Annotated in this window: 19 protein-coding genes; 7 read left to right on the forward strand and 12 right to left on the reverse strand. The window is 68.1% G+C overall.

Annotated elements, in window-relative coordinates; translation table 11 throughout:
- Window positions 1-31 precede the first annotated feature (31 nt).
- A complete protein-coding gene (locus OG817_RS30100) occupies window positions 32-1,471 on the forward strand; it encodes an Nramp family divalent metal transporter (RefSeq protein ID WP_396391867.1) in 1,440 nt (479 codons plus the stop codon).
- A gap of 33 nt (window positions 1,472-1,504) precedes the next feature.
- Here the strand turns inward: OG817_RS30100 and OG817_RS30105 are convergent, their stop codons facing one another.
- The 5 genes from OG817_RS30105 to OG817_RS30125 all read right to left on the reverse strand — a co-directional run bounded on the left by OG817_RS30105 (window position 1,505) and on the right by OG817_RS30125 (window position 5,676).
- On the reverse strand, window positions 1,505-2,299 hold the full coding sequence (locus OG817_RS30105) for a hypothetical protein (protein ID WP_406047938.1): 795 nt from the start codon (window positions 2,297-2,299) through the stop codon (window positions 1,505-1,507).
- 22 nt (window positions 2,300-2,321) lie between these two features.
- Window positions 2,322-2,660, reverse strand: a complete 339-nt coding sequence (locus tag OG817_RS30110) for a hypothetical protein (protein WP_406047939.1) — start codon at window positions 2,658-2,660, stop codon at window positions 2,322-2,324.
- A gap of 41 nt (window positions 2,661-2,701) precedes the next feature.
- Window positions 2,702-3,667, reverse strand: a complete 966-nt coding sequence (locus OG817_RS30115) for a hypothetical protein (RefSeq protein ID WP_406047940.1) — start codon at window positions 3,665-3,667, stop codon at window positions 2,702-2,704.
- 114 nt (window positions 3,668-3,781) lie between these two features.
- Window positions 3,782-4,702 (reverse strand): SMP-30/gluconolactonase/LRE family protein, encoded by a 921-nt coding sequence (locus OG817_RS30120; RefSeq protein ID WP_396391863.1) that lies wholly within the window; start codon window positions 4,700-4,702, stop codon window positions 3,782-3,784.
- A 41-nt stretch (window positions 4,703-4,743) separates the two neighbouring features.
- Window positions 4,744-5,676 carry an SMP-30/gluconolactonase/LRE family protein gene (locus OG817_RS30125; RefSeq protein ID WP_406047941.1) on the reverse strand — a complete coding sequence of 311 codons (933 nt, stop codon included), beginning with the start codon at window positions 5,674-5,676 and terminating at the stop codon, window positions 4,744-4,746.
- Between the two features lie 70 nt (window positions 5,677-5,746).
- On the opposite strand from OG817_RS30125, the gene OG817_RS30130 reads away from it, so the two are divergent.
- The 3 genes from OG817_RS30130 to OG817_RS30140 all read left to right on the forward strand — a co-directional run bounded on the left by OG817_RS30130 (window position 5,747) and on the right by OG817_RS30140 (window position 10,664).
- Window positions 5,747-6,196, forward strand: coding sequence for an Lrp/AsnC family transcriptional regulator (locus tag OG817_RS30130; protein ID WP_396391861.1), 450 nt, complete (start codon window positions 5,747-5,749; stop codon window positions 6,194-6,196).
- Between the two features lie 93 nt (window positions 6,197-6,289).
- On the forward strand, window positions 6,290-8,065 hold the full coding sequence (locus OG817_RS30135) for a biotin carboxylase N-terminal domain-containing protein (RefSeq protein ID WP_406057540.1): 1,776 nt from the start codon (window positions 6,290-6,292) through the stop codon (window positions 8,063-8,065).
- A 607-nt stretch (window positions 8,066-8,672) separates the two neighbouring features.
- Window positions 8,673-10,664, forward strand: coding sequence for a DUF222 domain-containing protein (locus OG817_RS30140; RefSeq protein WP_406047943.1), 1,992 nt, complete (start codon window positions 8,673-8,675; stop codon window positions 10,662-10,664).
- A 1,183-nt stretch (window positions 10,665-11,847) separates the two neighbouring features.
- Here OG817_RS30140 and OG817_RS30145 read toward each other — a convergent pair.
- Genes OG817_RS30145 through OG817_RS30160 form a run of 4 tightly spaced genes read right to left on the reverse strand, consistent with a single transcriptional unit; the run spans window position 11,848 to window position 14,045 of the window.
- Window positions 11,848-12,342, reverse strand: a complete 495-nt coding sequence (locus tag OG817_RS30145; protein WP_406047944.1) for an NUDIX hydrolase — start codon at window positions 12,340-12,342, stop codon at window positions 11,848-11,850.
- 17 nt (window positions 12,343-12,359) lie between these two features.
- Window positions 12,360-12,839: a hypothetical protein gene (locus tag OG817_RS30150; RefSeq protein ID WP_406047945.1), complete on the reverse strand. Its 480-nt coding sequence runs from the start codon at window positions 12,837-12,839 to the stop codon at window positions 12,360-12,362.
- On the reverse strand, window positions 12,836-13,654 hold the full coding sequence (locus OG817_RS30155) for a hypothetical protein (protein WP_406047946.1): 819 nt from the start codon (window positions 13,652-13,654) through the stop codon (window positions 12,836-12,838). The genes OG817_RS30150 and OG817_RS30155 overlap by 4 nt, the downstream gene beginning before the upstream one ends.
- 13 nt (window positions 13,655-13,667) lie before the next feature.
- Window positions 13,668-14,045: a hypothetical protein gene (locus tag OG817_RS30160; protein ID WP_406047947.1), complete on the reverse strand. Its 378-nt coding sequence runs from the start codon at window positions 14,043-14,045 to the stop codon at window positions 13,668-13,670.
- Window positions 14,046-14,246: 201 nt separating this feature from the next.
- On the opposite strand from OG817_RS30160, the gene OG817_RS30165 reads away from it, so the two are divergent.
- The gene (locus tag OG817_RS30165) at window positions 14,247-15,125 is read left to right on the forward strand and encodes a peptidylprolyl isomerase (protein ID WP_406047948.1); all 879 of its coding nucleotides are present in this window, start codon (window positions 14,247-14,249) and stop codon (window positions 15,123-15,125) included.
- 82 nt (window positions 15,126-15,207) lie between these two features.
- Here OG817_RS30165 and OG817_RS30170 read toward each other — a convergent pair whose 3' ends face one another.
- The 3 genes from OG817_RS30170 to OG817_RS30180 all read right to left on the reverse strand — a co-directional run bounded on the left by OG817_RS30170 (window position 15,208) and on the right by OG817_RS30180 (window position 17,968).
- The gene (locus tag OG817_RS30170) at window positions 15,208-16,362 is read right to left on the reverse strand and encodes a glycoside hydrolase family 76 protein (protein ID WP_406047950.1); all 1,155 of its coding nucleotides are present in this window, start codon (window positions 16,360-16,362) and stop codon (window positions 15,208-15,210) included.
- Between the two features lie 77 nt (window positions 16,363-16,439).
- Window positions 16,440-17,660: a SpoIID/LytB domain-containing protein gene (locus tag OG817_RS30175; protein ID WP_406047951.1), complete on the reverse strand. Its 1,221-nt coding sequence runs from the start codon at window positions 17,658-17,660 to the stop codon at window positions 16,440-16,442.
- Window positions 17,657-17,968, reverse strand: a complete 312-nt coding sequence (locus OG817_RS30180; protein WP_406047953.1) for an LGFP repeat-containing protein — start codon at window positions 17,966-17,968, stop codon at window positions 17,657-17,659. The genes OG817_RS30175 and OG817_RS30180 overlap by 4 nt, the downstream gene beginning before the upstream one ends.
- A gap of 979 nt (window positions 17,969-18,947) precedes the next feature.
- Between OG817_RS30180 and OG817_RS30185 the strand changes: the two genes are divergently transcribed.
- Entirely contained in the window at window positions 18,948-19,790 is an 843-nt protein-coding gene (locus OG817_RS30185) for a hypothetical protein (RefSeq protein ID WP_406047955.1), read from the forward strand.
- A 168-nt stretch (window positions 19,791-19,958) separates the two neighbouring features.
- Window positions 19,959-23,849 (forward strand): S8 family serine peptidase, encoded by a 3,891-nt coding sequence (locus OG817_RS30190; protein ID WP_406047956.1) that lies wholly within the window; start codon window positions 19,959-19,961, stop codon window positions 23,847-23,849.
- Window position 23,850 lies beyond the last annotated feature (1 nt).

The following is a 23,850-nucleotide window of genomic DNA, read 5'->3' on the forward strand; positions in this document are numbered from 1 at the left end:
GCGAGCAGGGGGTCGAGGAAGTGAGGAGCCCATGGCAGACACGAGAGCGACTGACCACGGCAGATTCGCACTGCCCACCAAGAACCTGCCCGCACCGCAGGTCCGTGACCTACCCGAACCACCCAGCCAGACCTGGAAGATCGTCGGCCCCGGCATGGTCGGCGCGGGTGTCGGCCTGGCGTCCGGTGAGTTCATCCTCTGGCCATACATCTCCAGTCAGGTCGGCCTGGTGTTCCTCTGGGGCGCCGTCGTCGGCGTGATCGTCCAGTGGTTCCTGAACATGGAGATCGAGCGGTACACGCTGGCCACTGGTGAGACAGCGTTGACCGGCTTCAACCGCTACGGCAAGCACTGGGGCCTGTTCTTCGCGATCATGACGTACTTCGCGAACATGTGGCCCGGCTGGGCGACCAGCTCGGCCGCGATGCTGACCTACCTGTTCGGAGCCGGCGATCCACGCTGGATCGCGATCGGCATCCTGCTCGTGATCGGCCTGATCCTGACCTTCGCGCCGGTCGTCTACGTGATGCTCGAGCGGCTGATCCTCGTCAAGATCGCGGCCGTCGCGCTGCTGGTGATCCTCGCGCTGGTGTTCGCCATCCGGGCGAAGACCTACCACGCGCTCGGCGACGCGGTCACCCACCCGGAGTTCCCAGCCGACCAGCTCGGTTTCGCCCTGATCATGGGTGCGATCGCGTACGCCGGAGCCGGCGGCGGCCAGAACCTGGTGCAGAGCAACTGGATCCGGGACAAGGGCTTCGGCATGGGCGTGCATGTGCCGCGGCTGACCTCGCCGATCACCGGCGAGACCGAGGCCGACCCGACCGCGAACGGCTATGTGTTCGAGCCCGACGAGGCGAACATGGCCCGCTGGAGGCGCTGGTGGAAGTTCGCCAACATCGAGCAGTTCGCGACGTTCGTGGCCATCACGATCGTCACGATCGTGTTCACCTCGATGCTCGCGCACGCGACGCTCTTCGGCAACGAGAACGTCAAGAACAACATCAGCTTCCTGAAGATCGAGGGCACCACGCTGCAGTCCCTGGTCGGCGACTGGTTCGGCTACCTGTTCTGGGCGATCGGCGCGTTCGCGCTGTTCGCGGCCGCGGCCGGCATCGTCGACTACACCTCGCGGCTGGCCGCGGACATGATCAAGGCCCGCTACCTGCGCTCCTCGGCGGTCAGCGAGTCCAAGCTGTACTTCTGGCTGGTCTGGGGACTGGTTGCCTTCGGCATCGCCGTGCTGCTGGCCGGCCTGGACCAGCCGCTGGTGCTGCTGGTGATCTCCGCCTGCACCGCGGGCACGATGATGTTCGTCTACTCCGGCCTGCTGTGGTACATGAACTCGCGCGCCCTGCCGCAGGCCATCCGGATCAACCTGGTCCGCACGCTGGTGATGGTCTTCGCCTTCCTGGCGTTCGGGTTCCTCGCCGTGTTCACCGTCATCGACCAGATCAAGAACAACTTCTGACCCTGGGACCCCGGGGTACGCCGTACCCCGGGGTCACTTGAAGTCGGTCAAGGACTCTGCGACGACCCGCTCGGCCTCGGTACGGCGTTCGACCACGACGCCACTGCTGTCGCGGACCTTGCGGTACAGCTCCACGGACGCCTTCAACGCCCGCAGGCAATCGTCTCGGTCCGCCGTCGCCACGGTCTCCCGCAACTGCGGCACAAGCTCCGGCGCCAACGTCTCCAAGCGCCGTACGCCGGACGGTTTCGGCGTACGACCGAGGACGGCGAGCGGCGCGATCGCGACCGAACGCAGTGCCCCCAGGCCCTCGATCGCCTCGAACAACTCGCCTCGCGCGATCTTCACCCCGACGTAGTGGACCCAGCCCCAGAACCGGTCCTCGATCCACTGCGGGTCCCGCTGCGGCCACCTGGCCGGGCCACCCGGAGTCAGATCGACGGTGTCGTCCCGCTGCCAGAGCACCAGGCCGTCCTCCACCCGTTCACGCAGATCTTCCTGCGTGACGAACTTCAGATCGACATGCAGCAAGGGCGGCCCGTAGAGCGCGATCAGCAGCCGCCGCTCGCCGACGTGTTCGCCGGTGAAGCTCGTCAGCAGCGGGCCGAGCCGGCCGGCGAAGGTCCGGGCGTCGGCCAGGACTGCCGCATGCCCCTCCGGAGTGCAGACGAGCACCAGATCCAGGTCCGAGTACTCGTCACTCGTCCCGGTCGCGATCGATCCGCCGGCGACGACGGCCAGCAGCCGCTCGTCGGCCGCGGCCTCGGCGACGACAACCTCCGCGATCTCCCGAAGGTGCGCAGGAACCTGGTCGATCGGTGTGGTCACAACTCCTCCTCGGGGTGCGTGGTCAGTGCGTGAGCATCAGGATCAGCCGGACGACGAAGGACAGCGCGAGGACCGCGGCACAGGCGATCCGCAACGGCGTCGTACTCGGTCGCAGCGGCAGGAACACGCCCAGCAGCAACGGAATCGAGGCGATCATCATCCAGGTGTACGAGTCGTCCATGACGTCGAGAGTGCGGTGACTGCACTCCAGGTACGCCGTGACGTCCGTCGGGCAACTGGCGTTCGCTCCGGCGTAGTGGACGATCTCGACCACCGCAAGCACGAGATTCGCGATCACGACCAGAAAGGCCGTTGCCCGCCACACCTGATCCTTCGTCCGTACGTCGTCCTGAACCCACACCGCAGTCACGCTACTGCCTGTCCGGTGCATTCTCCTGGCAATTACCCAACTACAAGACCGCCCCAGCGCGGCGCGTACGACGGTACGACCGACTGGCAGTCGACGATCTGCGGAGCGTCGGCGGCGAAACCCCAGATCCAGCCCAGGCGGTCGATCCGGCCGTCCTTCAGTGAGAACGAGACCGGCTTGCCGACCTTCGCCGGGTCGTTCGACGCGGTCACCACGCCGGTCGCGACCGCAACGGGTCCGCCGGCGACCAGGCAGTCGATCCGGCCCTCGACGTCCACCCCGGATCCGCGCCGATCCGCGAAGTGGAAGTCCCCCTGAACTTCCGTCGGGTTGCCGCCGGCCGGGACCCGAGCCGCGAGATGGAACCGCAGCGTGGAATCACCGAGCAGCGCGGCGACCGTGGTCCCGCTGTCGGCGGCCTGCGCGACCGTCGTACCGCCCGCCGCCTGTGCCTGCCGGGCGCCGTGGACCTGGAAGCCGCCTTCGGTCAGCGGGAACGTCGGCGCGGTGCCCTGCAACAGGCTCACCGGCGCGCCGAAGAAGCCCCAGATCCAGCTGATCCGGTCCTGCCGGCCGCCGTCGTACACGGTCAGCGAGACGTTCTTCCCGACCATCTCCAGCGGCAGGCCCGGGTTGTCGGCCGCGTCGATCACACCGGTGACCACCGCCACCTCGTCGACCGCCTTCAGGCTGGTGATCGGGCCGCTGAACTCCGCGAGCAACTTCCCGTCCGGCTTGCGGTGTACGACGTGGAAGGTTCCGGACGGATGCAGCGGGTCGGTGGCCCGCCCGTCGATCTCGAACCTGACCGGATCGCCGGCGAAGTCGAGGCCCCACTCCGGCCCGAGGGTGCCACCACCCGCGCCGACCACCCGCATGACGCCCGTCGAACCGTCATGGTCGTTGCCAGCAGCAACCGCCGACGGCACCGCACCGGCGGTCGCCATCAACACCAGTGCCCCGACGACCAACCGCCGTACGAATCTCCGGCTTCCCACGCGAACCCCTCCTCGGTCGGCCCGCCGTGTGCGGGCCACCGAGAAGACGTTTCCATCCGGACAGCGGCCGGGGATCCATCCCGAGAACCAACCGTCTCCCTCCGTCGGGGGAGATCAGCGCTGGTACGGCTGCGGTGCTCCGTTGACGGTGGTGAAGATCGAGTAGACCGAGGTGGTCGCGGTCACGAAGAGGCGGTTGCGCTTGGCGCCGCCGAAGGTGAGGTTGGACACCGTCTCGGGGACGAGGAGCTTGCCGAGCAGCGTGCCGTCCGGGTGGTAGACGTGCACACCGTCCGCCGCCGAGGCCCAGATGCGGCCCTCGGTGTCGAGGCGGATGCCGTCGAAGATCCCGTTGCCGCACTCGGCGAACAGTGCGCCGCCGGACAGCTTGTCGCCCTCGACGGTGAAGACGCGGATCGTCCCCTCCTCCGAATCGGTGATGTAGAGCAACGATTCGTCCAGCGAGAAGACCAGCCCGTTCGGGCGGTTGAAGTCGTCGGCGACCCGGGTCAGCACGCCATCGGTCGAGACCCTGTAGACGTGACAGCCGCCGGTCTCGATCTGGCCCTTGTACCCCTCGTAGTCGCTGTCGATCCCGTACGCCGGGTCGGTGAACCAGACCGAGCCGTCTCGCTTCACCACCACGTCGTTCGGGCTGTTCAGCCGTTTCCCGTCGTACTCCGAGGCCAGCACCGTGATCGCGCCGTGGTGCGCGGTCCGGGTGACCCGCCGGTTCCCGTGCTCGCAGCTGACGAGGCGGCCCTCGGTGTCGAGCGTGTGCCCGTTGGTGTTCCCGGCCGGCTGCCGGAACACCGACACCTGGTACGACGTCTCGTCCCAGCGCAGGATGCGGTCGTTCGGGATGTCACTCCAGAGCAGATAGCGGCCGGCCGGCGAGTACACCGGTCCTTCCACCCACCGGCCCCCGGTCCACAACCGCTCGAGCAACTTGTCCCCACGGATGCCGGCGAACCGGTCGTCCAGCGATTCCCAGACGGCCGGCGCGGTTCCGGCCAACGGCTCGAGGATGGTCATCAGCACTCTCCAAGGGCTCGACTGTGCGTCAGCCGGAGAGCCTATTCCCTCGGGGCCGCCCATGGTTGCGGTGCGCCGGATGCGGTCAGCAGCCAAGACCAGACCGCGTTCGTCGCGGTGATGAACAGCCGGTTGCCTTTCGGTCCGCCGAACGTCAGGTTGGAGACGACGTCGGGCAGCAGGAGCTTGCCGATCAGCGTGCCGTCCGGGTCGAAGCAGTGCACACCCTCGTGCGTCGCGGCCCAGACCCGACCCGCCTCGTCCAGCCGGATGCCGTCGAACATGCCGGCCTCGCAGGGCGCGAACACCTCGCCGCCGATCAGCTTGCCGCCGTCCACCTCGAAGCGGCGGATGTGCTTGCCCGGGGTGTCGACGACGTACAACTGGGACTCGTCGAGCGAGAACGCCAGCCCGTTCGGCCGGATGAAGTCGTCCGCGACCACGCTCAGCGCGCCGTCCGGGGCGATCCGGTAGACGTGGCAGCCGTCGACTTCCTGCCCTGCCGCGTGACCCTCGTAGTTCGACGTGATCCCGTACGGAGGGTCGGTGAACCAGATCGAGCCGTCCCGCCTGACGACCACGTCGTTCGGGCTGTTCAGCCGCTTCCCGTCGAGGTGTGACGCCAGCACCGTCCGCGTCCCGTCGTACTCGGTCCGGACGACCTGGCGCTCGCCCTGGGAACAGCTGAGCAGACGGCCCTCGCGGTCGATCGTGTTGCCGTTGACGTACCCCGACGGCTGGCGGAAGACGCTCACGTCGCCGGAGACCTCGTCCCAGCGCAGCAGCCGGTCGTTGGGGATGTCGCTGAAGATCAGGCAGCGCCAGGCCGGTGAGTAGGCCGGTCCCTCCAGCCAGCGGCCGCCGTCGTACAGGCACTCGACGTACTCGTCGCCCGCGATCTTGCCGAACCGCTCGTCGAGCACCTCGAGCTCGGCCCGGATCCGGGTCGGTGCGGCGGACAGCGTGATGGTCATGTCCCTCCTCTATAGAATGTCATCCTGCTACAGTTCTAGATCACAGGATGAGGTTTGGTAAAGGGTGACAATGACCATAGATGAGACCGACCGCAAGCTGCTTGCCGAACTCCAGCTGGACGCGACCCAGTCGTACGCCACGCTCGGCCAGGTGGTCGGGATGTCGGCCGGGGCCACGCACGAGCGGGTCCGGAAGCTGAAGGCGGCCGGCGTGATCCGGCGGACCGCGGTCGAGGTCGACCCGGCCGCCGTCGGGCAGGGCGTACTGGCGTTCGTCCTGCTGGACGCGGACGCCTGGATGGGCGACGAGCCCACCCTCCGCGCACTGGAGGAGATCCCGGCGGTCCAGGAGGCGCACATCATCGCCGGCCCGGCGTCCGTCCTGGTGAAGGTGCGCACGGCGACCACCGAGGACCTGCAGGCGACCCTGCGTGCTCTGCACACGGTGGACGGCGTCACCAGCACGCAGACCATCGTCGTGCTGGAGTCCTGCTTCGAGCGGCCGCCCGCTGTGATGTAGCCGGGATGTGAGGAACGCCCTCCCCGCTGCAGGCCCGCTTGACCCTAGACTCAGGCTGGCCGAAGGGAGTCAGCTGTGTCCGACAGCAAGAAGATCACCAAGGTGCTGATCGCCAACCGTGGCGAGATCGCCGTCCGGGTCGTCCGGGCCGCCGCCGACGCGGGGCTCGGGAGCGTCGCCCTGTACGCCGACCAGGACCGCGACGCCCTGTTCGTCCGGCTCGCCGACGAGGCGTACGCGCTGGACGGTTCGACACCGGCCGACTCCTACCTGAACATCGCCAAGATCCTCGACGTCGCGGCCCGGTCCGGCGCCGACGCCGTCCACCCCGGCTACGGCTTCCTGGCCGAAAACGCATCCTTCGCGCAGGCCGTTCTGGATGCCGGACTGATCTGGATCGGTCCGCCGCCGTCGGCGATCGACTCCCTCGGCGACAAGGTCAAGGCGCGGCACATCGCCGAGAAGGTCGGCGCACCACAGGTTCCCGGTACGCCGGACCCCGTCGGTGGGGCTGACGAGGTGGTGGCCTTCGCTGAGGAGTACGGGCTGCCGATCGCGATCAAGGCGGCGTACGGCGGTGGCGGCCGCGGGATGAAGGTCGCACGGACGCTGGAGGAGATTCCCGAGCTGTTCGAGTCCGCGACTCGCGAGGCTGTGAGCGCGTTCGGCCGGGGTGAGTGCTTCGTCGAGCGGTACCTGGACAAGCCGCGGCACGTCGAGACCCAGTGCCTGGCCGATGCCCACGGCAACGTTGTGGTCGTATCCACCCGGGACTGCTCACTGCAGCGCCGGTACCAGAAGCTGGTCGAGGAAGCGCCTGCGCCTTTCCTGACCTCATCGCAACTGGACACGCTGTACACGTCCTCCAAGGCGATCCTGCGTGAAGCCGGGTACGTCGGAGCCGGTACCTGCGAGTTCCTGGTCGGTCAGGACGGGCTGATCTCGTTCCTCGAGGTGAACACGCGCCTGCAGGTCGAGCACCCGGTCAGCGAAGAGGTCACCGGGCTCGACCTGGTCCGGGAGATGTTCCGGATCGCTGACGGCGAGGAACTCGGGTACGACGATCCCGTCGTGTCGGGGCACTCGATCGAGTTCCGGATCAACGCCGAGGACGGCGGACGCGGCTTCCTGCCCGCACCGGGCACGCTGACCCGCTGGCACGCACCGTCCGGCCCGGGCATCCGGCTCGACGGCGGCTACGACCAGGGCGAGACCGTGCCGGGCGCGTTCGACTCGCTGGTCGCGAAGCTGATCGTCACCGGCCGGGACCGCACCCAGGCGCTGGAGCGGTCGCGGCGCGCGCTCCGCGAGTTCGTCGTCGAGGGAATGCCGACGGTCATCCCGTTCCACTCCGCCGTGGTGTCCGACCCGGCCTTCGTCGGCGACGACGGCTTCAACGTCCACACCCGCTGGATCGAGACCGAGTACGACAACCAACTCACGCCGTACGACGGACCCACCGCTGAGATCCCGGAACCCGCCGAACGCGAGAAGGTGACCGTCGAGGTCGGCGGCAAGCGCCTCGAAGTCGTGCTGCCTGCTGGACTCGGCGCGTCCGCGGTCCCGGTTGGCGGCGGCGCTGGTGTTGGCGCTGGCATTAAGAAGAAGCCTGCACGTCGGGCGGGTGGCTCGGGCAAGGCCTCGGCCGCTTCCGGCGACTCTTTGACCTCGCCGATGCAAGGCACCATCGTCAAGATCGCCGTAGAGGAGGGCGCGTCGGTGGCCGAAGGCGACCTCATCGTCGTCCTCGAGGCAATGAAGATGGAACAACCCCTCAACGCCCACAAGTCCGGCACAGTCACCGGCCTCACCGCCGAGGTCGGCGCAACCGTCACCGCCGGCGCCATCCTCTGCGAAATCAAGGACTGATCAAGCACGCCTCGAGACCGTCGAGGATCGACTACAGGCCGAACTCGAAGGCGCTGCCGGGTCCGGCGAGATAGCCGGCCTGTCCAACCGGGCTCGCAGGTGGGGGAAGTCCACGGCGATCTCGTGCGCTTTCGTCAGCGTGTCCTGCACCGCCTGCTCGCGATCCCGTACACCGCGAACCCTGCTTTGTCGTAGACGGCGAGGTCCGGTCGTCGTATCTCGACTTCCCCGGTCCATTCAGCAGGTAGCTCCCGAAGTCCTGCCCGAACCACGGGTGCCGGGTGAACATCCCGTGTGGGCCGACCGCCGGCTCCAAGGCCGCCGTACGCCAGTCCGTCGCCTCCAGATCCGGCAGTTCGATCTCCGCCCAGATCGCGTCTCCCAGCTCGTCCTTGGTCTTGATGTGTCAGTAGATCGCGGTTGCCGCCGATCCCAGCCGCTGACCGTTGTGCAGCATCCTGCATGTCGCGGTTGTTGCACTAGGCAACATCCACAGGCCTCGGCAGCTGTGGACGGGATGTACTTGACCTGTGGATAACACAATCCCTTGAAAACAAGGGCTTCTGACCTTCGGAAACTGTCGGTAGCAGTGTCTAGAGTTTGTGGCATGGAACTACTGGGTGAGCGACCGGTGTGGTCGATGAGTGGCGCGGAGAGACTCGCCACCCTCGACGCGCTGCATGCCGAGCTCGCACGCCTGGAGACCTACCGTCTCCACGTGATCTCCGGCCTGGACGACATCGGATACGCCCAGGAGATCGGCGCCCACCACACCACCCAGTTGCTGGCCTTCCGCTACCGCATCGACCGCCCTGAGGCGCGCCGCGACGTACGCCTCGCCCTGGCCCTGTCCAAGTACGCCGAGGTAGAGGCCGCCCTCCCCGCACCCGACCACCCCGTCGATCCAGACCAATCCGTCGATCCCGGCCAATCTGTCGATGGCAGCCAGCCCGGAGATCCAACTCGGCCGGACGCCCCAACTCAGGCAGACGAGCCGGGCCTGCACGACGATGAGACTGACGACCGGAACAGGGCGACCAATGTGTACCTGCGACCCGCCCAGGCCGACGCGATCGTCTCCGCGCTGGAGCGAGTCCCGAGCACTGTCCCCGCCGAGGACATCGCCGTCGCCGAGCAGCAACTGGTCAACCTCGCCCGCCACCTGTCACCCGGCGAACTCCGCAAAGCCGGCCAGCGGATCCGCGACGTACTCGACACCGACGGCCCCGAGCCCGACGAACGGAAGGCGTACGACCGCGAGAGCCTGACGCTCTTCACCGCCCCCAACGGAGTGAAGTTCCGCGGCTACCTAGCCAACGAGAACGCCGAACTCCTCAGATCCCTGATCCACGCCGGCGCCCGCCCCCACAAGACGGTCGACGGCCGGCTCGACCCCCGCCCCCGCGACAAGCGCCAGGCCGACGCCCTCACCACCACGCTCACCATCGCAGCCACCGCCTACGACACCAGCCCACCCCATCCCCGCAAGCCCTCCACTCCCGCCCCCACCACACCAACCACCGACAGCACCCAAGGCCCCCACACACCACACGCGAAGGCCAAGTCGGGCAGCCACACGACAACTACTGGCAGAGACACAGGCGCCGCGGCAGGCGCTGACGCCAACCCGGGCGATCGGACGGCAGCCGCTGACCCCGGCGACGCCGCGGCACCTGCAGACGGCAACCCGGGCGATCGGACGGCACGCGCTGACGCCAACCCGGGCGATCGGACGGCAGCCGCTGACCGCAGCGACGCCGCGGCACCTGCAGACGGCAACCCGGGCGATCGGACCGCAGGCGCTGACGCCAACCCAGGCAACGTCACGGCAGGCGCTGACCCCAACCCAGGCGATCGGGCGGCAGCTGCCGACGGCAAACCAGGCGATCGAACGGCAGGCGCTGACGCCAACCCAGGCGATCGGGCGGCAGGTGCTGTTCCTGGGTTTGGCGCGAAGGCGACGATCACCGTCACGATCGACCTGCAGGATCTGAAGTCAGCTGCCGCGGATGCGACGGGCGAGGTGGTGTACGGCGACAACCTGTCCGCGGCCGCGATCCGGCGGCTCGCGTGCGACGCGAAGATCATCCCGCTCGTCCTCGGCTCCCACTCCGAACCACTCGACGTCGGCCGTGCCGAACGCCTCGTCAACCGCGCGATGCGCCGCGCCCTGAACGCCCGCGACAAAGGCTGCGTGGTCTGCGGCGCCCCTCCGATCCAGTGCGACGCGCACCACGTACGGTCCTGGATCGACGGCGGCCCCACCGCGGTCTCGAACTTGGTACTTCTCTGCCGCCGCCACCACATCGACCTCCACGCAGGCGACTGGACTATCACGATCACCGACGGCGTGGTCCATGTCTCCCGCCCCACCTGGGCCGACGCACCACCCATCCGAAGGACGACACCGGCCTCCCTCCGAGAAGCCGCGACCCGCGCGATCTGGGGCGAACCCTCCTCGACCGATCGGCGCGCGAGCAAGCACTCACCATCACCCGACGATCGACCGCTCGCGCTCCATCCAGCCGGCGCCGTCCCCACAGATCGCCCGTTCGATCCCTGGCGCGACACCGCGACCACCTCAGGCCCCGCGCCGTAGCGGCCCGCGACCATCACCATGCACCCACAACGACCACTCGCCGAACCCTGCCCGGCAAACAGCCGGCCCGTGCTCATCACCGCCCACCCACGACCACCACCCGCGCAGCCCTGCCCAGCAAACCGCCCGCCCGTGCTCATCACCGCCCACCCACGACCACCACCCGCGCAGCCCTGCCCAGCAAACAGCCGACCCACGACCATCACCGCCCACCCACGACCACCACGCGCCCACCCTGCCCAGCAAACTGCCCGCCCGCGACCATCACCGCGCACCCGCGACCACCACTCGCCCAACCCTGCCCGACGAGCGGCCGCGACCTGGCGATGGGACGGCCGACCACGGCCTCCATCACCGAAGCCCGACGCATCGGCACCGACGTGACGGCATAGACCCGGCGCAGCGACTCCGATCCGGCAACGGGACGTCGATCCGGCAAGGGCACCGATCGACACCGCCGCCACCCCGGGACTACCGCTCGTCGAGCGCTGACCAGCCAACGGCCATCACGTGGTTGTGGTGGGGACGAGGACACCACCCACCGATGATCGACCGTGCGGTCCACCCAGGTAACGCCGTCCGCAGAGCCCTCCGTCGCCCCTGGCACAACGCAGTGATCAGCGATCATCCCGGAACCCGCGCCGCACCCAACCCCCGGACCTGCCCGCGCCACACCCAAACCCCGGGCTGCACCCGGGACGACCGCTCGCCGAGCGCTGACCAGCCAACGGCCATCACGTGGTTGTGGTGGGGACGAAGACACCACCCACCGATGATCGACCGTGCGGTCCATCCAGGTAACGCCGTCCGCAGAGCCCTCCGTCGCCCCTGGCACAACGCAGTGATCAGCGATCATCCCGGAACCCGCCCGAACCCCGAACCTGCACCCGCACCGCACGCGCGCGCACCCAAACCCCGGCCCGCACCTGCGCCGCACCCAAACCCCGGCCCGCACCTGCGCCGCACCCGAACCCCCGGACCTGCACCCGCCGCACCCGACCCCCGGGCTGCGTCCGCGCTGCCCCCCACGCGCGCCGCACCCAAACCCCAGCCCGCACCCAACCCCCTGCCCGCACCCGCGCCGCACCTGACCCCCGCGCCGCATCCGAACCCCGGACCCGCATCCCGAGTCTGAACCGGGCACCCAGGCCCCGGACCCAAACCGCCGGCCCGCACTCGCGCCTCAACCGGTAGTCGAGTCCGCTGGCCCGCCGGCGATGTTGGTGGGCGATAGCGGGTAGCCGTCGTGGAGGAGGGCTGTCAGCCGGACGCCCAGGTCGGGCGGGAAGACGGGGTCTGGCGTCGCTACGAGTTCGTCGGCGGTCCACCAGTGGAAGCCGGTGACGTAGGTCTGCTCCTCGGGAGTCAGCGCCTGGAGCGATGGTGTGAAATGCGGCGTGCGGGCGACGAACCATCGCTCATGCGTGTCGGTCTGCTTTCCTCGCCAGGAATAGAGATGCCGCCGGCGCCAGACCTCCGGCCCGATCACCACCTCGCGTTGGCCGGTCTCCTCCAGGATCTCGCGACGACCCGCGGCGACGGCATCCTCACCCTGCTCGATGCCGCCACCGACCGGGTACCAGATGGGTTCGCGTTCAGCCGATTCACGGCCGCGCAGGAGGAGCAGCCGGTCGGCCTGATCGAGGAGCAGGATCTTGACCGTCCGCCGAACTGGCACCGCATGCCTCTCGGGCATCAGGCGGGCTTGATGGAGAGCTCGGTGACTTCGGATTCGCGGAGGGCCTTGACGACTCGGTCCGTGGCGGCGAAGTGCCAGAACTGGAAGCCGGTGGAGAAGTGCAGGTCCTTGCTGGTGTCGTCGTCGAGGACGGCGAGGCCGACGAAGTCGCCTAGCGATTGACCGTCGCGGTCGAGTACCTCGACCGCGAATGTGCGGTACCCCGTCGCGCCGATCGACTCCAGTACGTCGACGAAGCGCCGGGACGCAATCTTGGCGGCGCCGGTCGTCCAGACCAGGTCGCCCAGCCGCGTCCCCCGGTTCGACTGCACGAACCGGGGGACGAAACCGAGACGCTCGGTCTCACCGTTGGGGATGAGCTGGTAGACGTCGGAGCCGTCCGGAAGCAGCCATGGGACCGGGCTCGGGCCCCCCTCGAACTCGATCAGCACCCAGACGTCACGGTTGGTCGAGCGTGCCTCGAGGAGATAGGTCATGGGCAAGTGTAGGTATACAAGCCCTGGATGGAGTCCTTGTAGGCCAGGACCTGGGCCGCGGTCGGCGCCGGGTTCTGCTCGAAGAATGTCTGCCAGTGCAGGTTGTAGTCGTAGGCCATGCTCTGATGGTTGCCCGGGACACCTGTTCGCGAGCACCACCAGCGCAGGTAGATCGGGTCGTGAATGTTCGGGATGCCCGCCGCGTTGAACTGCGTCTCGAACTTCTGCGGCAGCGTGTGGTGGGCCTGCGACTCGGCCTGCGCACCGTGCGTCTGCAGCGTGAGGTTGGGGATCTTGTTGGCGTTGGTGAACGGCAGGCCGATCCAGAACAGGCTGGACTTGACGCCGGTCGATTCCAGGCCCGGCGGGCCCATCTCGGCGGTGAACTCACCGTCCTGACTGATCCCCCAGTCGTCCGGCTGGGCGGCGCACTCCGGCGGCACCGTCATGTCCGCCGTGACTTCCTTGAGGTCCTCGAGACCCTTCGGCTCCTCGCCCGGATCGCCGGGGACCGTGACGACCTGCGGATCCGAATAGACGTTGACCGAGTCGAGATCCGCCGTGATGCAGTAGATCCGGAACCTGACCTGCGCCAGCGACGGAGTCGCGCTGTAGTTGCCCAAGGTGATGGACAGCTCGACCTGCATGCCCGGCAGGACGACGACGCGAGCGTTGACGTCGACCGAACTGCCCGGACTGACGGTGTAAAGACCGGCAGGCGCCGCGGGCTCGGTCTGGGCATGTGCCGCGACCGGCACGATCGCCAGTACGGCGGCGCCGAGACCGATCAGGGTCTTACGGATGAAGGTACGCATGATCATGCCGCCCTCAGCCCAGGACTACTTGCTTGTCCCAGCCGTAGCACAGGTCCTTGGTCGGCCAGGACTTGTCCACGCAGGTCTGCCACAGGACCGTGGTCCCCTTGCCCATCGGAACCGGGCCGACAGTGAACTCTCCGCATCCCAGGTTGTTCGGGATCGTCTGTACGGCGCCGCCGACGGTCTTCCACTGCACAGAGACCGAATCGTCGTCGCACGCCGTGTCGTAGACCCAGATGTGCTTGAAGACCAACTGGAACTCTCCGCGGGCTCCCGTGATGGTCTGGGTCCTGGTGACCTCGGTGGTCCGGGCCGACGCCGGCAGCGCGGCGGCGAGCAGCAGAGCGGATGCGATACCGATGCCGGCGATGAAGCGATGCTTGCGCATGGCAACTCCTTGGTCGGGGCGGTGACCTGTCTGAGGCTAGGGAGGTGGGCTGGTCCGCGGCGCGGGTTTTGCATCTTGCTGCAGCGCCCTTTGCACCTTGTTGCAGAAACTGCCGCCGTCCGGCTTGGTGGGGGGCTTGACAGACAGTTCTCAGGTTGAGGCGGTAGGTTCCCTGCAGACATCTCGTGAGGAGGGTTCTGCATGTCCAAGAAGACCCATCAGCAGCAGCTTGCGGCCCGGAAGGCCAAGCGGCAGGCCGAACGGGCGGCTGAGCACGCACGGCAGCGACGGAATGTGGCGATCACGATCACGGCGATCGTGGCGGTCGTCGTGGTCGTGGTCGGGGTCTTCGTGGTGATCGGGACCGGGAACGACGGGGACACGCCGACGGCCGGGGCGTCCACGGCGCCGACCGAGCTGCCGGCGTCGGCCGGGCCGGACAACAAGCCGAAGAGCATTCCGACCGCGATGGCGGCGGCGCCGAAGCGGGCGACCCCGCTGCCGGCCGAGGTGAGCTGCACGTACAAGAAGGGCGCCGAGCCGGCCAGCAAGAAGGTGAACCCGCCGGCCGACGGGAAGGTCAAGGCGTCGGGTACGTCGAACGTCAGCCTGGACACGTCCATCGGCGACCTGCAGTTGAAGCTGGACAGCGCGCTGGCGCCGTGCACGGTGAAGAGCTTCGTCAGCCTGGTCGGGCAGAAGTACTTCGACGGGACGAAGTGTCATCGGCTCACGGTGGGTGAAGGGCTGCAGGTACTGCAGTGCGGCGACCCGTCGGGGACCGGGAGCGGCGGGCCGGGGTACAGCTTCGCGGATGAGGTGTTCCCGACGCTGAAGTACGGTCGCGGGACGCTGGCGATGGCGAACTCGGGGCCGAACACGAACGGGAGCCAGTTCTTCATCGTGTACGGCGATGCGTCCGGGCTGGGGCCGCAGTACACGGCCTTCGGGACCATCGACGAGCCGAGCCTGAAGCTGATCGACAAGGTCGCACAGGCGGGCGTCGCCCCGCAGCAGAGCCCGACCGACGGTGCTCCCATCACCCCGGTGGAGATCAAGACCGCTACGTCGGCTGCCTGATCAAACGACAAACCGCGCCGCCCGTCCCTCCGGAGGAACGGGCGGCGCGGTGTATTTCAGAAGCGCGCTGGCTGTACCAGATTCAGGCCAGGAGGCTGTAGTCGGAGCGGGGCCAGGACAGGAGGGCTTGGATTTGGGTTATGCCGGCTTGTTCCAACAGTTGCACGGGGCCTTCGGCGAAGTGGTAGAGGTTGGTGGCGGGGTCCCGGGCTTCGGTCCAGGCGCGGTCGGCGTACGCCTGCATGGTCTTCTTGTAGCGCTGGTCGGGGGCCACCGAGTCGAGGATCAGCAGGTTCTTGAAGTAGATGGAGTTGAAGCGCGTCGGCTGCTTCCACAGCCGGTCCTCGGCGCCGTAGAAGGCGAGTGACGCGTTCGCGACCGACTTCGCGTCGCGGAGGTACTGCCCGTCACCCGTTGCCTTGAACAACAACACGCCGGCGCCGAGCATTACACCCTGGTTGTAGCTCCACTGGGTCTTCTCGACGGTCCCGGCCAGCTCGATGTGGTCCCAGTACAGACCGTTCGGCGCCAGCATGCAGGTCTGCGCCCACTCGTACATCCGCTTCGCCCACGTCAGGTACGACTTGTCCCGGGTGAGCAGGTACAGATGCGCACCGAGCTCCGCGCCCGGCCCGTTCGACACCGTGTTGCGGTCCTGACTCCACGGCGCCTGCGTCCAGTACACCCCTCCGGCACACGGGTGCGACGGGTCGGTGTCCCAGCCGTGTACGACGAGCGCGAAGATCTCGCGCGCACGCGCCAGCGCCGCGCGGTCCCCGGTCCGCTTGTAGTGCTGGACCAGGTTCAGCCCGATCCACTCGTTGTCGTCGTAGAACTTGTCACCACCCTGGCCGAGCGGCGGCCGCACGTACGAGTCGTACCCCGTCGGCGTCGTCCCGGCGTTCCAGTACGGCTCGTACGCCGCGATCCGCCGATCGGCCTCCTCGGACGCCGTCTGGCCGGCGCCGGGCACCCCGGCGAGGTTCTCGGCCGCGATCGCCGCCTGCGAGTACGGCCAGACGTAGGAGTACGGGTTGGTCTGCGTGTTCGGGTACTCCTCCAGCAGGAGCCCTTGCTGCCCCGCGTCGAAGTACTTGTTCAATGCCTCGTACGACGCCTTGGCGCGGGAGGCCGGACCGGTCACGGCGTCAGCCGCCGTGAGGTGAAGTGATCCGAGGACAGCGACCGCGAGCACACCCGCCGCGATCCGACTTGATATACCAAATTTCCTGGGCATCGACCTGCTCCTCCTGGGCGGTGGCGGTTGACATCGATGTCACGTTCTAACCGGCGGACCGACACCCCGTCAATGCCTCAGCGATCCAGCGTCATGGACGGATCAGTTGGTATATCAAGAGGATCGACCGGGAATGCGATCCAGCCGGACCGCAGATGCAACCGGATCCGGAACTGGTCGGCGGTCAGCGCCCGCTTCCCCTTCGACCCGACGGCCTCCACGGTGACCGCCCGCCCACCGGACGGCCCGACCCCGGTCCGCTTCACCACCCGCAGGCTCTGGATCGTCCCGACAGCGAAGGCCCCTTCTATCTCCGCCGCCGTCCGCGTCACCGTCCAGGTCACGTTCGGATTCCCGTTGCCCGGGTACGCGTCCCAGCCGTCCGCCTTCATCACCTGGTAGGGAATCGGCCCGGCCGCCGTCGCCCCGCCGTTCGACGACGAGAACTCCGCGATGATCGGCTTTCCCTTGTACAACCGGACCTGCCCGACGGTCGCGGCGATCGCGGTGTTCGTCGACGACTTCTCCGAGTCGTAGCCGCCGTACACCTGGCAGGCCGTCGTGTCACACAGGTCGTACGCCTTCCGCGTTGCCCGGCCCCGATGGAAGACGGAATAGGTGCGCGCGGCAACCGCCTGTGCCTGCAGGGCGGCCGGCTTCCAGCTGGACACGGCCTCCTGCGGTACGACGCCGCGCAGGTAGTACTCGAGTGACACGACGTTCACCGTGTCCAGATGCACACCGGACACGTCGACCGCCCGCAGTGCACCGCGATACCGCCGTACGGCGCCGCTCGGCAGGATCAGCCCGATCACCGGTGCACCCTCGAACTGGGTGATGCCCGGGAACGTCTTCCACAGCGTCCATGTGCGGGTCTTGGAGTTGAACGAGCTCACCTTGGTGCCGTGGTCGCCGTACGGATCGATCGTCCACTGGTTCCGGGTCGATGCCCTGGGCAACTCGTAGACCTTGCGGGTGACGAGGTCGCGGACCTTCAGGTGGTTCACCACGCCGACCCGGATGCCGTCGGTGGTGTCGGCGCTGACCCGGACCCGGATGCTGCCGGTCGCCTTACCCGTGGTCGTTCCCGGGTAGTAGAAGTCGAGGATCTGCTTGACCGACTTCCCCGCGATCGCCGCGCCCTGAGCGCCGTACTGCGACATCCCCCGGCCGTGGCCGAAGCCGCGACCGCTGATGGTGGTGTCCGTGGCCGCGGTCGGGTCGATCTCCCGCGCCTGCGCGGTCGCGCTGATCAACGTGGAGGACAAGACGATCGCGGCGACTGCGCGCTTGTTCATGTCGCACTCCTGTACTGGACGGTGATCGTGCGCCGGCTCTGGTTGTAGTTCAGCCAGCCGTGCTGGTACCGCTGCCGCGAGCCACCCGTCATCTTGTAGACCTCGGTGGTCGGCAGCCCGAGCCGCGACCGCTCGGCGCCGAGGCTGCGGTACTGCGAGCGGAACATGCCGACCGTCGAATGGGGGCCAGTAGCAACGGAGTAGAAGATGTCGCGATGGGCGAAGTACGTCGCCCAGCCCGTCCGGGTCCGGTGTTCACCCCAGAACGGCGGGCCGACCGCGCGAGGAGGTTGTAGCCGAGGTCGCACCAGCCGCGGCTCTTCACGTGGTACGCGTACATCCCGCGCACCATCGCGGCGACCTGCGTGCGGGTGTAGTCGTTGCGATCCGCGGTGTGATGGACGAACGCGGCCAGCACGGTCTGCGTGTACTTCGGCCGCGCGCACGTCTTCCCATTGTGACTGCGCAACCGCTCGTCGGCACCCCATTGCTTCCGACTCGCCATCGCCGGCATCGGGTACGGCGTACTGCTCGCACTCGCCTGCACATCGGGCGGTTCAAAAGAATCACCGGCCAATACACCCGGCTGGATCAGCACCACTTTTGCATCGGCAACCGATGTACCGTCATTTGCTATAGCACTCGCCTGAACCCCGCTCGCATTACCGACCCACAACGGTTCGGTACCGGATCGTTCAATTCCTTCACCAACCAATGGCTGTGTTTCATCGGGATCCGATGGCTGTGTTCCATCGGGATCCGATGGCTGTGTTCCATCGGGATCCGATGGCTGTGTTCCATCGGGATCCGATGGCTGTGTTCCATCGGGATCCGATGGATCGGGACCGTGTTCGTCCTCGACGGTCAACGGCTCCCACTCCGACCACTGCCCGTCGCGCTGGACGCGGACCTTCGCCTGCACCGCCTGCGTCCCCACAGGCCACGTGATGCCGACCATCGCGAACGGCCTCGTCTCAACAGCTGCAGAAGGTCCGTCGAGCGACAGTTCCTGGTACGACGGCTCGAGCTCAACGGCCGTGGGCGGCAGGTCGGGGAGGACCAGTGAGACAACGGTGACAGCGAGCGGGAGCAGTCGGGAGAACGTGCTCATGGGCCAGCCTTCCGGCGGAGGTACGACGGTCGCTGGGCGGCGCTCATCGATTGTGCGCGCTGTGTGACCGCTTTCCCGGTATTGCGTGACCCTGCGTGGCGGCGCGGTTTTGACGGATTCGATAGGCTCGGCGTAAAGCCGTCGAGGCTTGATCCCTACGTTTGAAGAGGCCCGGCATGGAACTCATCCTGATCATCGCGGTTGTGGTGATCGCGGTGCTGGCATATCGCTCGTACCGTCGGACCCAGCTGCAGAACAAGCAGCAGCACCAGATCACCGCCGCCGAACTGGAATCGGTGAAGCGGACCGCCGACGAGGACATCACCCGGTTCGGCGAGGAGCTGCAGGACCTCGACCTGGACATGGTGGGCAAGGACCTCGGAGACGGGGCCCGGCAGGACTACCAGCGCGCATTGGACTCCTACGAGTCGGCCAAGCAGGCGGTCGGCCAGGTCACCGAGGCGGATCAGATCAAGCACGTGATCGAGATCCTCGAGGACGGCCGGTACGCGGCCACCTGTGTGCGCGCTCGTGTGAACGGCGAGCCGCTGCCGCAGCGCCGCCCGTCCTGCTTCTTCAACCCGCAGCACGGTCCGTCCGTGGTGGACGTGACCTGGGCGCCGCCCGGCGGTGCGCCGCGTGAGGTGCCGGCCTGCGCGGCCGACGCCGAGCGGGTCCGCGCCGGTGCGGAGCCGGATGTCCGCAAGGTGATGGTCGGCCCGCAGCGGGTGCCGTACTGGGAGGCCGGCCCGGCCTACTCGCCGTACGCGCAGGGCATGTTCGGCGCGCTGGGCGGTGTGATGACCGGCATGTTCCTCGGCACGATGCTCGGCGGCATGTTCGCCGGCGGCGGCTACGGCGACTACGCGGCCGGGTACGACGGCGGCGGCGATGGTGGCGGTGACGGCGGAGGCGATGGCGGCGGCGACGGTGGCGGCGACTTCAACATGGGCGACAGCGGCGGCGACTCCGGCGGCTGGGACTTCGGCGGCGGAGACTTCGGCGGCGGCGACTTCTGACCGACCGCTCCACAAAAACCACCCGCGGACAGGTGTCCGCGGGTGGTTTTTGTTGCTAGTAGCAACTGGCAGACACACGACTTGGCGGGTTCAGGCCAGTGGGAATGTCTTGCTGGGGTGTCGTGCGGGTGGTGAGGATCACGGCGACGAACCATCTGGGGAGGATCCGTGAGGCGACACCTTCGGCGTACCTTGATCGGCGTACTGGCGGCAGGGTTGCTCGCCACGTCGGCGGTCAATGCGCAAGCTGAACAGCAACCCGGCAAGGTCGAGCCGGCGCTGGCGGCGCAGCTCGATGCGGGGCAGTCCGGCTTCTGGGTGCGCTTCGCGCGGCAGCCCGAGCTGAAGTCCGCGGCACGGATCACCGACTGGAAGGCGCGCGGCGAGGCCGTCGTCTCCGCCCTGCGCACCAAGGCGGACAGCGCTCAGGCCGGCGTCACGAAACTGCTGCGCGAGGCCAAGGCCGACTACGTCAGTCTGTACATCGACAACTCGATCTACGTCCGCAACGGCAGCCGTGAGCTCGCCGCCAAGCTCGCGGCCGATCCCGAGGTGGTGTCGCTGCGAGCCCCGAAGACTTACACGGTGCCGAAGGACGAGATCGTCTCGAAGGACGCGGCGAAGACCCAACTCGCGGCCGAGCCCGAGCTCGGAGTCAAGGCCATCCACGCCGATCAGGTCTGGAACCGGTACCAGGCGACCGGCCAGGGCATCGTGATCGGCAGCATCGACACCGGTGCGCAGTACGACCACCCCGCGCTCGTTTCGTCGTACCGGGGCACCAACGGTGACGGCACCTTCACCCACGACTACAACTGGTACGACCCGGCCAGAGTCTGTGCGACGGAGGCCCCGTGCGACAACGTCGGCCACGGCAGCCACACGACCGGGACCATGGTCGGTGACGACCACAACGGTCGCCAGATCGGAGTCGCCCCCGGCGCCCGCTGGATCTCTGCGAAGGGCTGCGAGACCGACCAGGTGTGCACCGACGTCGCGCTGGGCCTGAGCGCGCAGTGGATGCTGGCGCCCACGAAGCTGGACGGCTCGGACCCGGATCCGTCGAAGCGCCCGAACATCATCAACAACTCCTGGGGCTCCCCGGTGAGCAATACCTGGTACCAGGAGTACGTCAGGCAGTGGGTTGCCGCCGGCATCTTCACGACCTACGCGGTCGGCAACGCCGGATCCGGCTGCGCGACCGCCGGCTCTCCCGGCGACTACCCGGAGGCGTACGCGGTCGGCGCAGTGGACCCGCAAGGGGCGATCGCGAGCTTCTCCTCGCGCGGCAACCCGACCCGTGACGACATCAAACCGAACATCGTCGCCCCGGGCATTCTGGTGACGTCGAGCCTTCCCGGCGACAGGTACGGCATCATCAACGGCACCTCGATGGCCGCGCCACACGTCAGCGGCGCTGTCGCCCTGCTGTGGTCGGCCGCGCCCCAACTGATCGGCGATCTCGCCGCCACCCGGGCGCTGCTCGACCGCACCGCACACGACCACGACGACACCAGTTGCGGCGGTACAGCCGGAGACAACAACGTCTACGGCGAAGGCATGCTGGACATCTACGAGGCGATCAGTGACGCGCCGCGCCCCAACGCCGGCCTGCTCACCGGAACCGTCACCGACAGCGTGGGCGCACCGGTGTCCGGGGCTCGGCTGAGCGCACCGAACAGCAATGTGGTCACGAGCGGCCCCGACGGCAGGTACGAGCTGTACCTCGACGCCGGTGACCACGACGTGTCCGTGCAGACGTTCGGTTACGACACGCAGCACTTCGCCACCCACATCGACGCGCGCAGCACGACCACGAAGGACTTCCAGCTCGTCACCACGCCACGCGCGTCGCTGAGCGGCCTGGTCCGCGACGGCTCGGGCCACGGCTGGCCGCTGTACGCCAAGCTGACGATCGACGGCGTCCCCGGCCAGTGGTACACGAACCCGGCCACCGGCCGGTACACGCTCGACATGCCGGTCGGCACCACCCACAAGCTGACGGTGCAGCCGGTGTACGGCGGTTACACCAGCACACCGGTCGAGGTGCAACTGACCGACGATCTGGTCAAGGACATCAGCATCCCGATCGACCAGCGGTCCTGCAGCGCACCGGGGTACGACGCCCAGTGCCAGAAGGTCCGTGGCGGCCTGATCCAGGGTGTGGTGAAGGACGCGAACACCGGCCTGCCGGTGAACGGTGCCACCGTCACCCGGGCCACGCAGTCCGCGAAGACCGTCACCACGCCGGACGACCCGACGCGGCCGGACGGGTTCTACTGGCTGTTCGCGCCGGCCGGGACCGACAAGGCCACCGCCGCGATGCGCAGCTACCAGCAGCAGAAGAAGGCTGTCACGGTCCAGACCGACTGGGTCCGGACGCTGAACTTCTCGCTCGAGGCCGGGCGGCTGAAGGTGACCGAACCCGACGTGAGCGCGACGCTGCAGCTCGGCACGACCGCGCAGCGCACACTGACCATCACCAACGATGGCACGGCGCCGGCGTCGTACTCGCTGTCCGACGTCCAGCGCAGCTTCGAGTTGCAGGGTGGCAGTACGGCGGGATTCGCCGGGACGAGCTCCGCTACACCAGTTCGGCGTGTCCCCGTCCAGCCGGTCGCGGGCCCCGTCACCCGAGTCGAAACGGCCCGGCCAGACGCGGCCGCCCAACCGGCCGCCGAATGGTGGCTCCCGATCGCCAATCAGCCGCTCGCGCGTGAGGACATCGCCACCGCCACCCACGACGGTCTGCTGTACGCGGCCGGTGGCGCCGTTTCCGATCCCGCCAGCGGCACCATCATCGTGCCGGTGTCCTTCGTGTACGACCCGGCGACGCTCGCCTGGCGACAGATCGCCGACATGCCCGAGGGCCGGCAGCGGCCGTCGGCCGGATTCGTCGGCGACAAGCTCTACGTCGTCGGCGGATGGGCCGGCGAAACCCACCAGGTGGCTGCGAAGACGCTGGTCTACGATCCGGCCTCTGATCGCTGGACGTCCGGGGCGGACAACCCGAAGCCCTGGGCCGCGTCCGGCTCAGCGGTACTGGACGGAAAGGTCTACTCGGTCGGCGGCTGCGCGGGCGAGTGCCAGGTCGCGACGGCGGACGTGACTGCCTACGACGCGGCGCACAACAGCTTCCAGGTGCTGGCGCCGTACCCGGAGCCCATCTCCTGGCCGTCGTGCGGTGGCCTCGACGGCAAGGTGTACTGCGCCGGCGGCCTGACCGTGAACGAGGCGGGCACGCGGCCGAAGAGCACCATGCACAGCTACTCCTACGACCCGCAGACGAACAGCTGGTCCAGGGTCACCGACCTCCCGGTCGAACTCTGGGCGAGCGCGTACGCCGTCGCCAACGGGAAGCTCGCCATCAGCGGTGGGGTCGTGGGTCCCGACTCGACGCAGCTCACCAACGAGTCGTTCGAGTACGACGTGGCGACCGACACCTGGACCAAGCTGCCGAACTCCTCCACGCCGATGTACCGCGGCGCCGGGGCGTGCGGGATGTACCGGGTCGGTGGTCTCGAGGACTCACGGATCGTCGCCAGCGCCGAGCAACTGTCCGGTCACGGCAACTGCGAGACGGCAGGCTCCGACGCGCCCTGGCTGTCGGAGACGGCCGCCAGCGGCACCCTGGCTCCCAACGGCAGTGTGACCGTCACGCTGACCGTCGACTCGACGCAGGTGACCCAGCCAGGTGTCTACCGCTCAGATGTCTCGGTCCGGGAGGACACGCCGTACATCGTGTCGCCGGTTGCCGTCACGATGAACGCGCAGGCACCGGCCAGCTGGGCCCGGGTCTCCGGGACGGTGACCGGCCAGACCTGCGATGGCGCCACGGCGGCGTTGCCCGGGGCGACTATCGCGATCGACCGGCGGACGGACTCCTGGACGTTGGCCACGGCGAACGACGGCAGCTATGCCCTCTGGGTGCCTGGTGCCGCGGCGAAGGCGCGGGTGGTGGTCGCCGCGGACGGCTACCGGCCGGCCTCAGTAGACGTAGCGCTCCAGAAGGGGGCGAACGTGCTACTGCCGTTCACCTTGCGGCCGTTGTACTGCTGAG

Origin of the sequence: Kribbella sp. NBC_00889, assembly GCF_045207705.1 — a bacterium.
Classification (GTDB): domain Bacteria; phylum Actinomycetota; class Actinomycetes; order Propionibacteriales; family Kribbellaceae; genus Kribbella.

What these genes read in the sequence shown, in the direction of transcription:
- OG817_RS30100 (WP_396391867.1), top strand. Translation starts at nt 32, where the DNA reads ATGGCAGACACGAGAGCGACTGACCACGGCAGATTCGCACTGCCCACC.
- OG817_RS30120 (WP_396391863.1), bottom strand. Translation starts at nt 4,702, where the DNA reads ATGACCATCCTCGAGCCGTTGGCCGGAACCGCGCCGGCCGTCTGGGAA.
- OG817_RS30125 (WP_406047941.1), bottom strand. Translation starts at nt 5,676, where the DNA reads ATGACCATCACGCTGTCCGCCGCACCGACCCGGATCCGGGCCGAGCTC.
- OG817_RS30130 (WP_396391861.1), top strand. Translation starts at nt 5,747, where the DNA reads ATGACCATAGATGAGACCGACCGCAAGCTGCTTGCCGAACTCCAGCTG.
- OG817_RS30140 (WP_406047943.1), top strand. Translation starts at nt 8,673, where the DNA reads ATGGAACTACTGGGTGAGCGACCGGTGTGGTCGATGAGTGGCGCGGAG.
- OG817_RS30150 (WP_406047945.1), bottom strand. Translation starts at nt 12,839, where the DNA reads ATGACCTATCTCCTCGAGGCACGCTCGACCAACCGTGACGTCTGGGTG.
- OG817_RS30155 (WP_406047946.1), bottom strand. Translation starts at nt 13,654, where the DNA reads ATGCGTACCTTCATCCGTAAGACCCTGATCGGTCTCGGCGCCGCCGTA.
- OG817_RS30160 (WP_406047947.1), bottom strand. Translation starts at nt 14,045, where the DNA reads ATGCGCAAGCATCGCTTCATCGCCGGCATCGGTATCGCATCCGCTCTG.
- OG817_RS30165 (WP_406047948.1), top strand. Translation starts at nt 14,247, where the DNA reads ATGTCCAAGAAGACCCATCAGCAGCAGCTTGCGGCCCGGAAGGCCAAG.
- OG817_RS30170 (WP_406047950.1), bottom strand. Translation starts at nt 16,362, where the DNA reads ATGCCCAGGAAATTTGGTATATCAAGTCGGATCGCGGCGGGTGTGCTC.
- OG817_RS30175 (WP_406047951.1), bottom strand. Translation starts at nt 17,660, where the DNA reads ATGAACAAGCGCGCAGTCGCCGCGATCGTCTTGTCCTCCACGTTGATC.
- OG817_RS30185 (WP_406047955.1), top strand. Translation starts at nt 18,948, where the DNA reads ATGGAACTCATCCTGATCATCGCGGTTGTGGTGATCGCGGTGCTGGCA.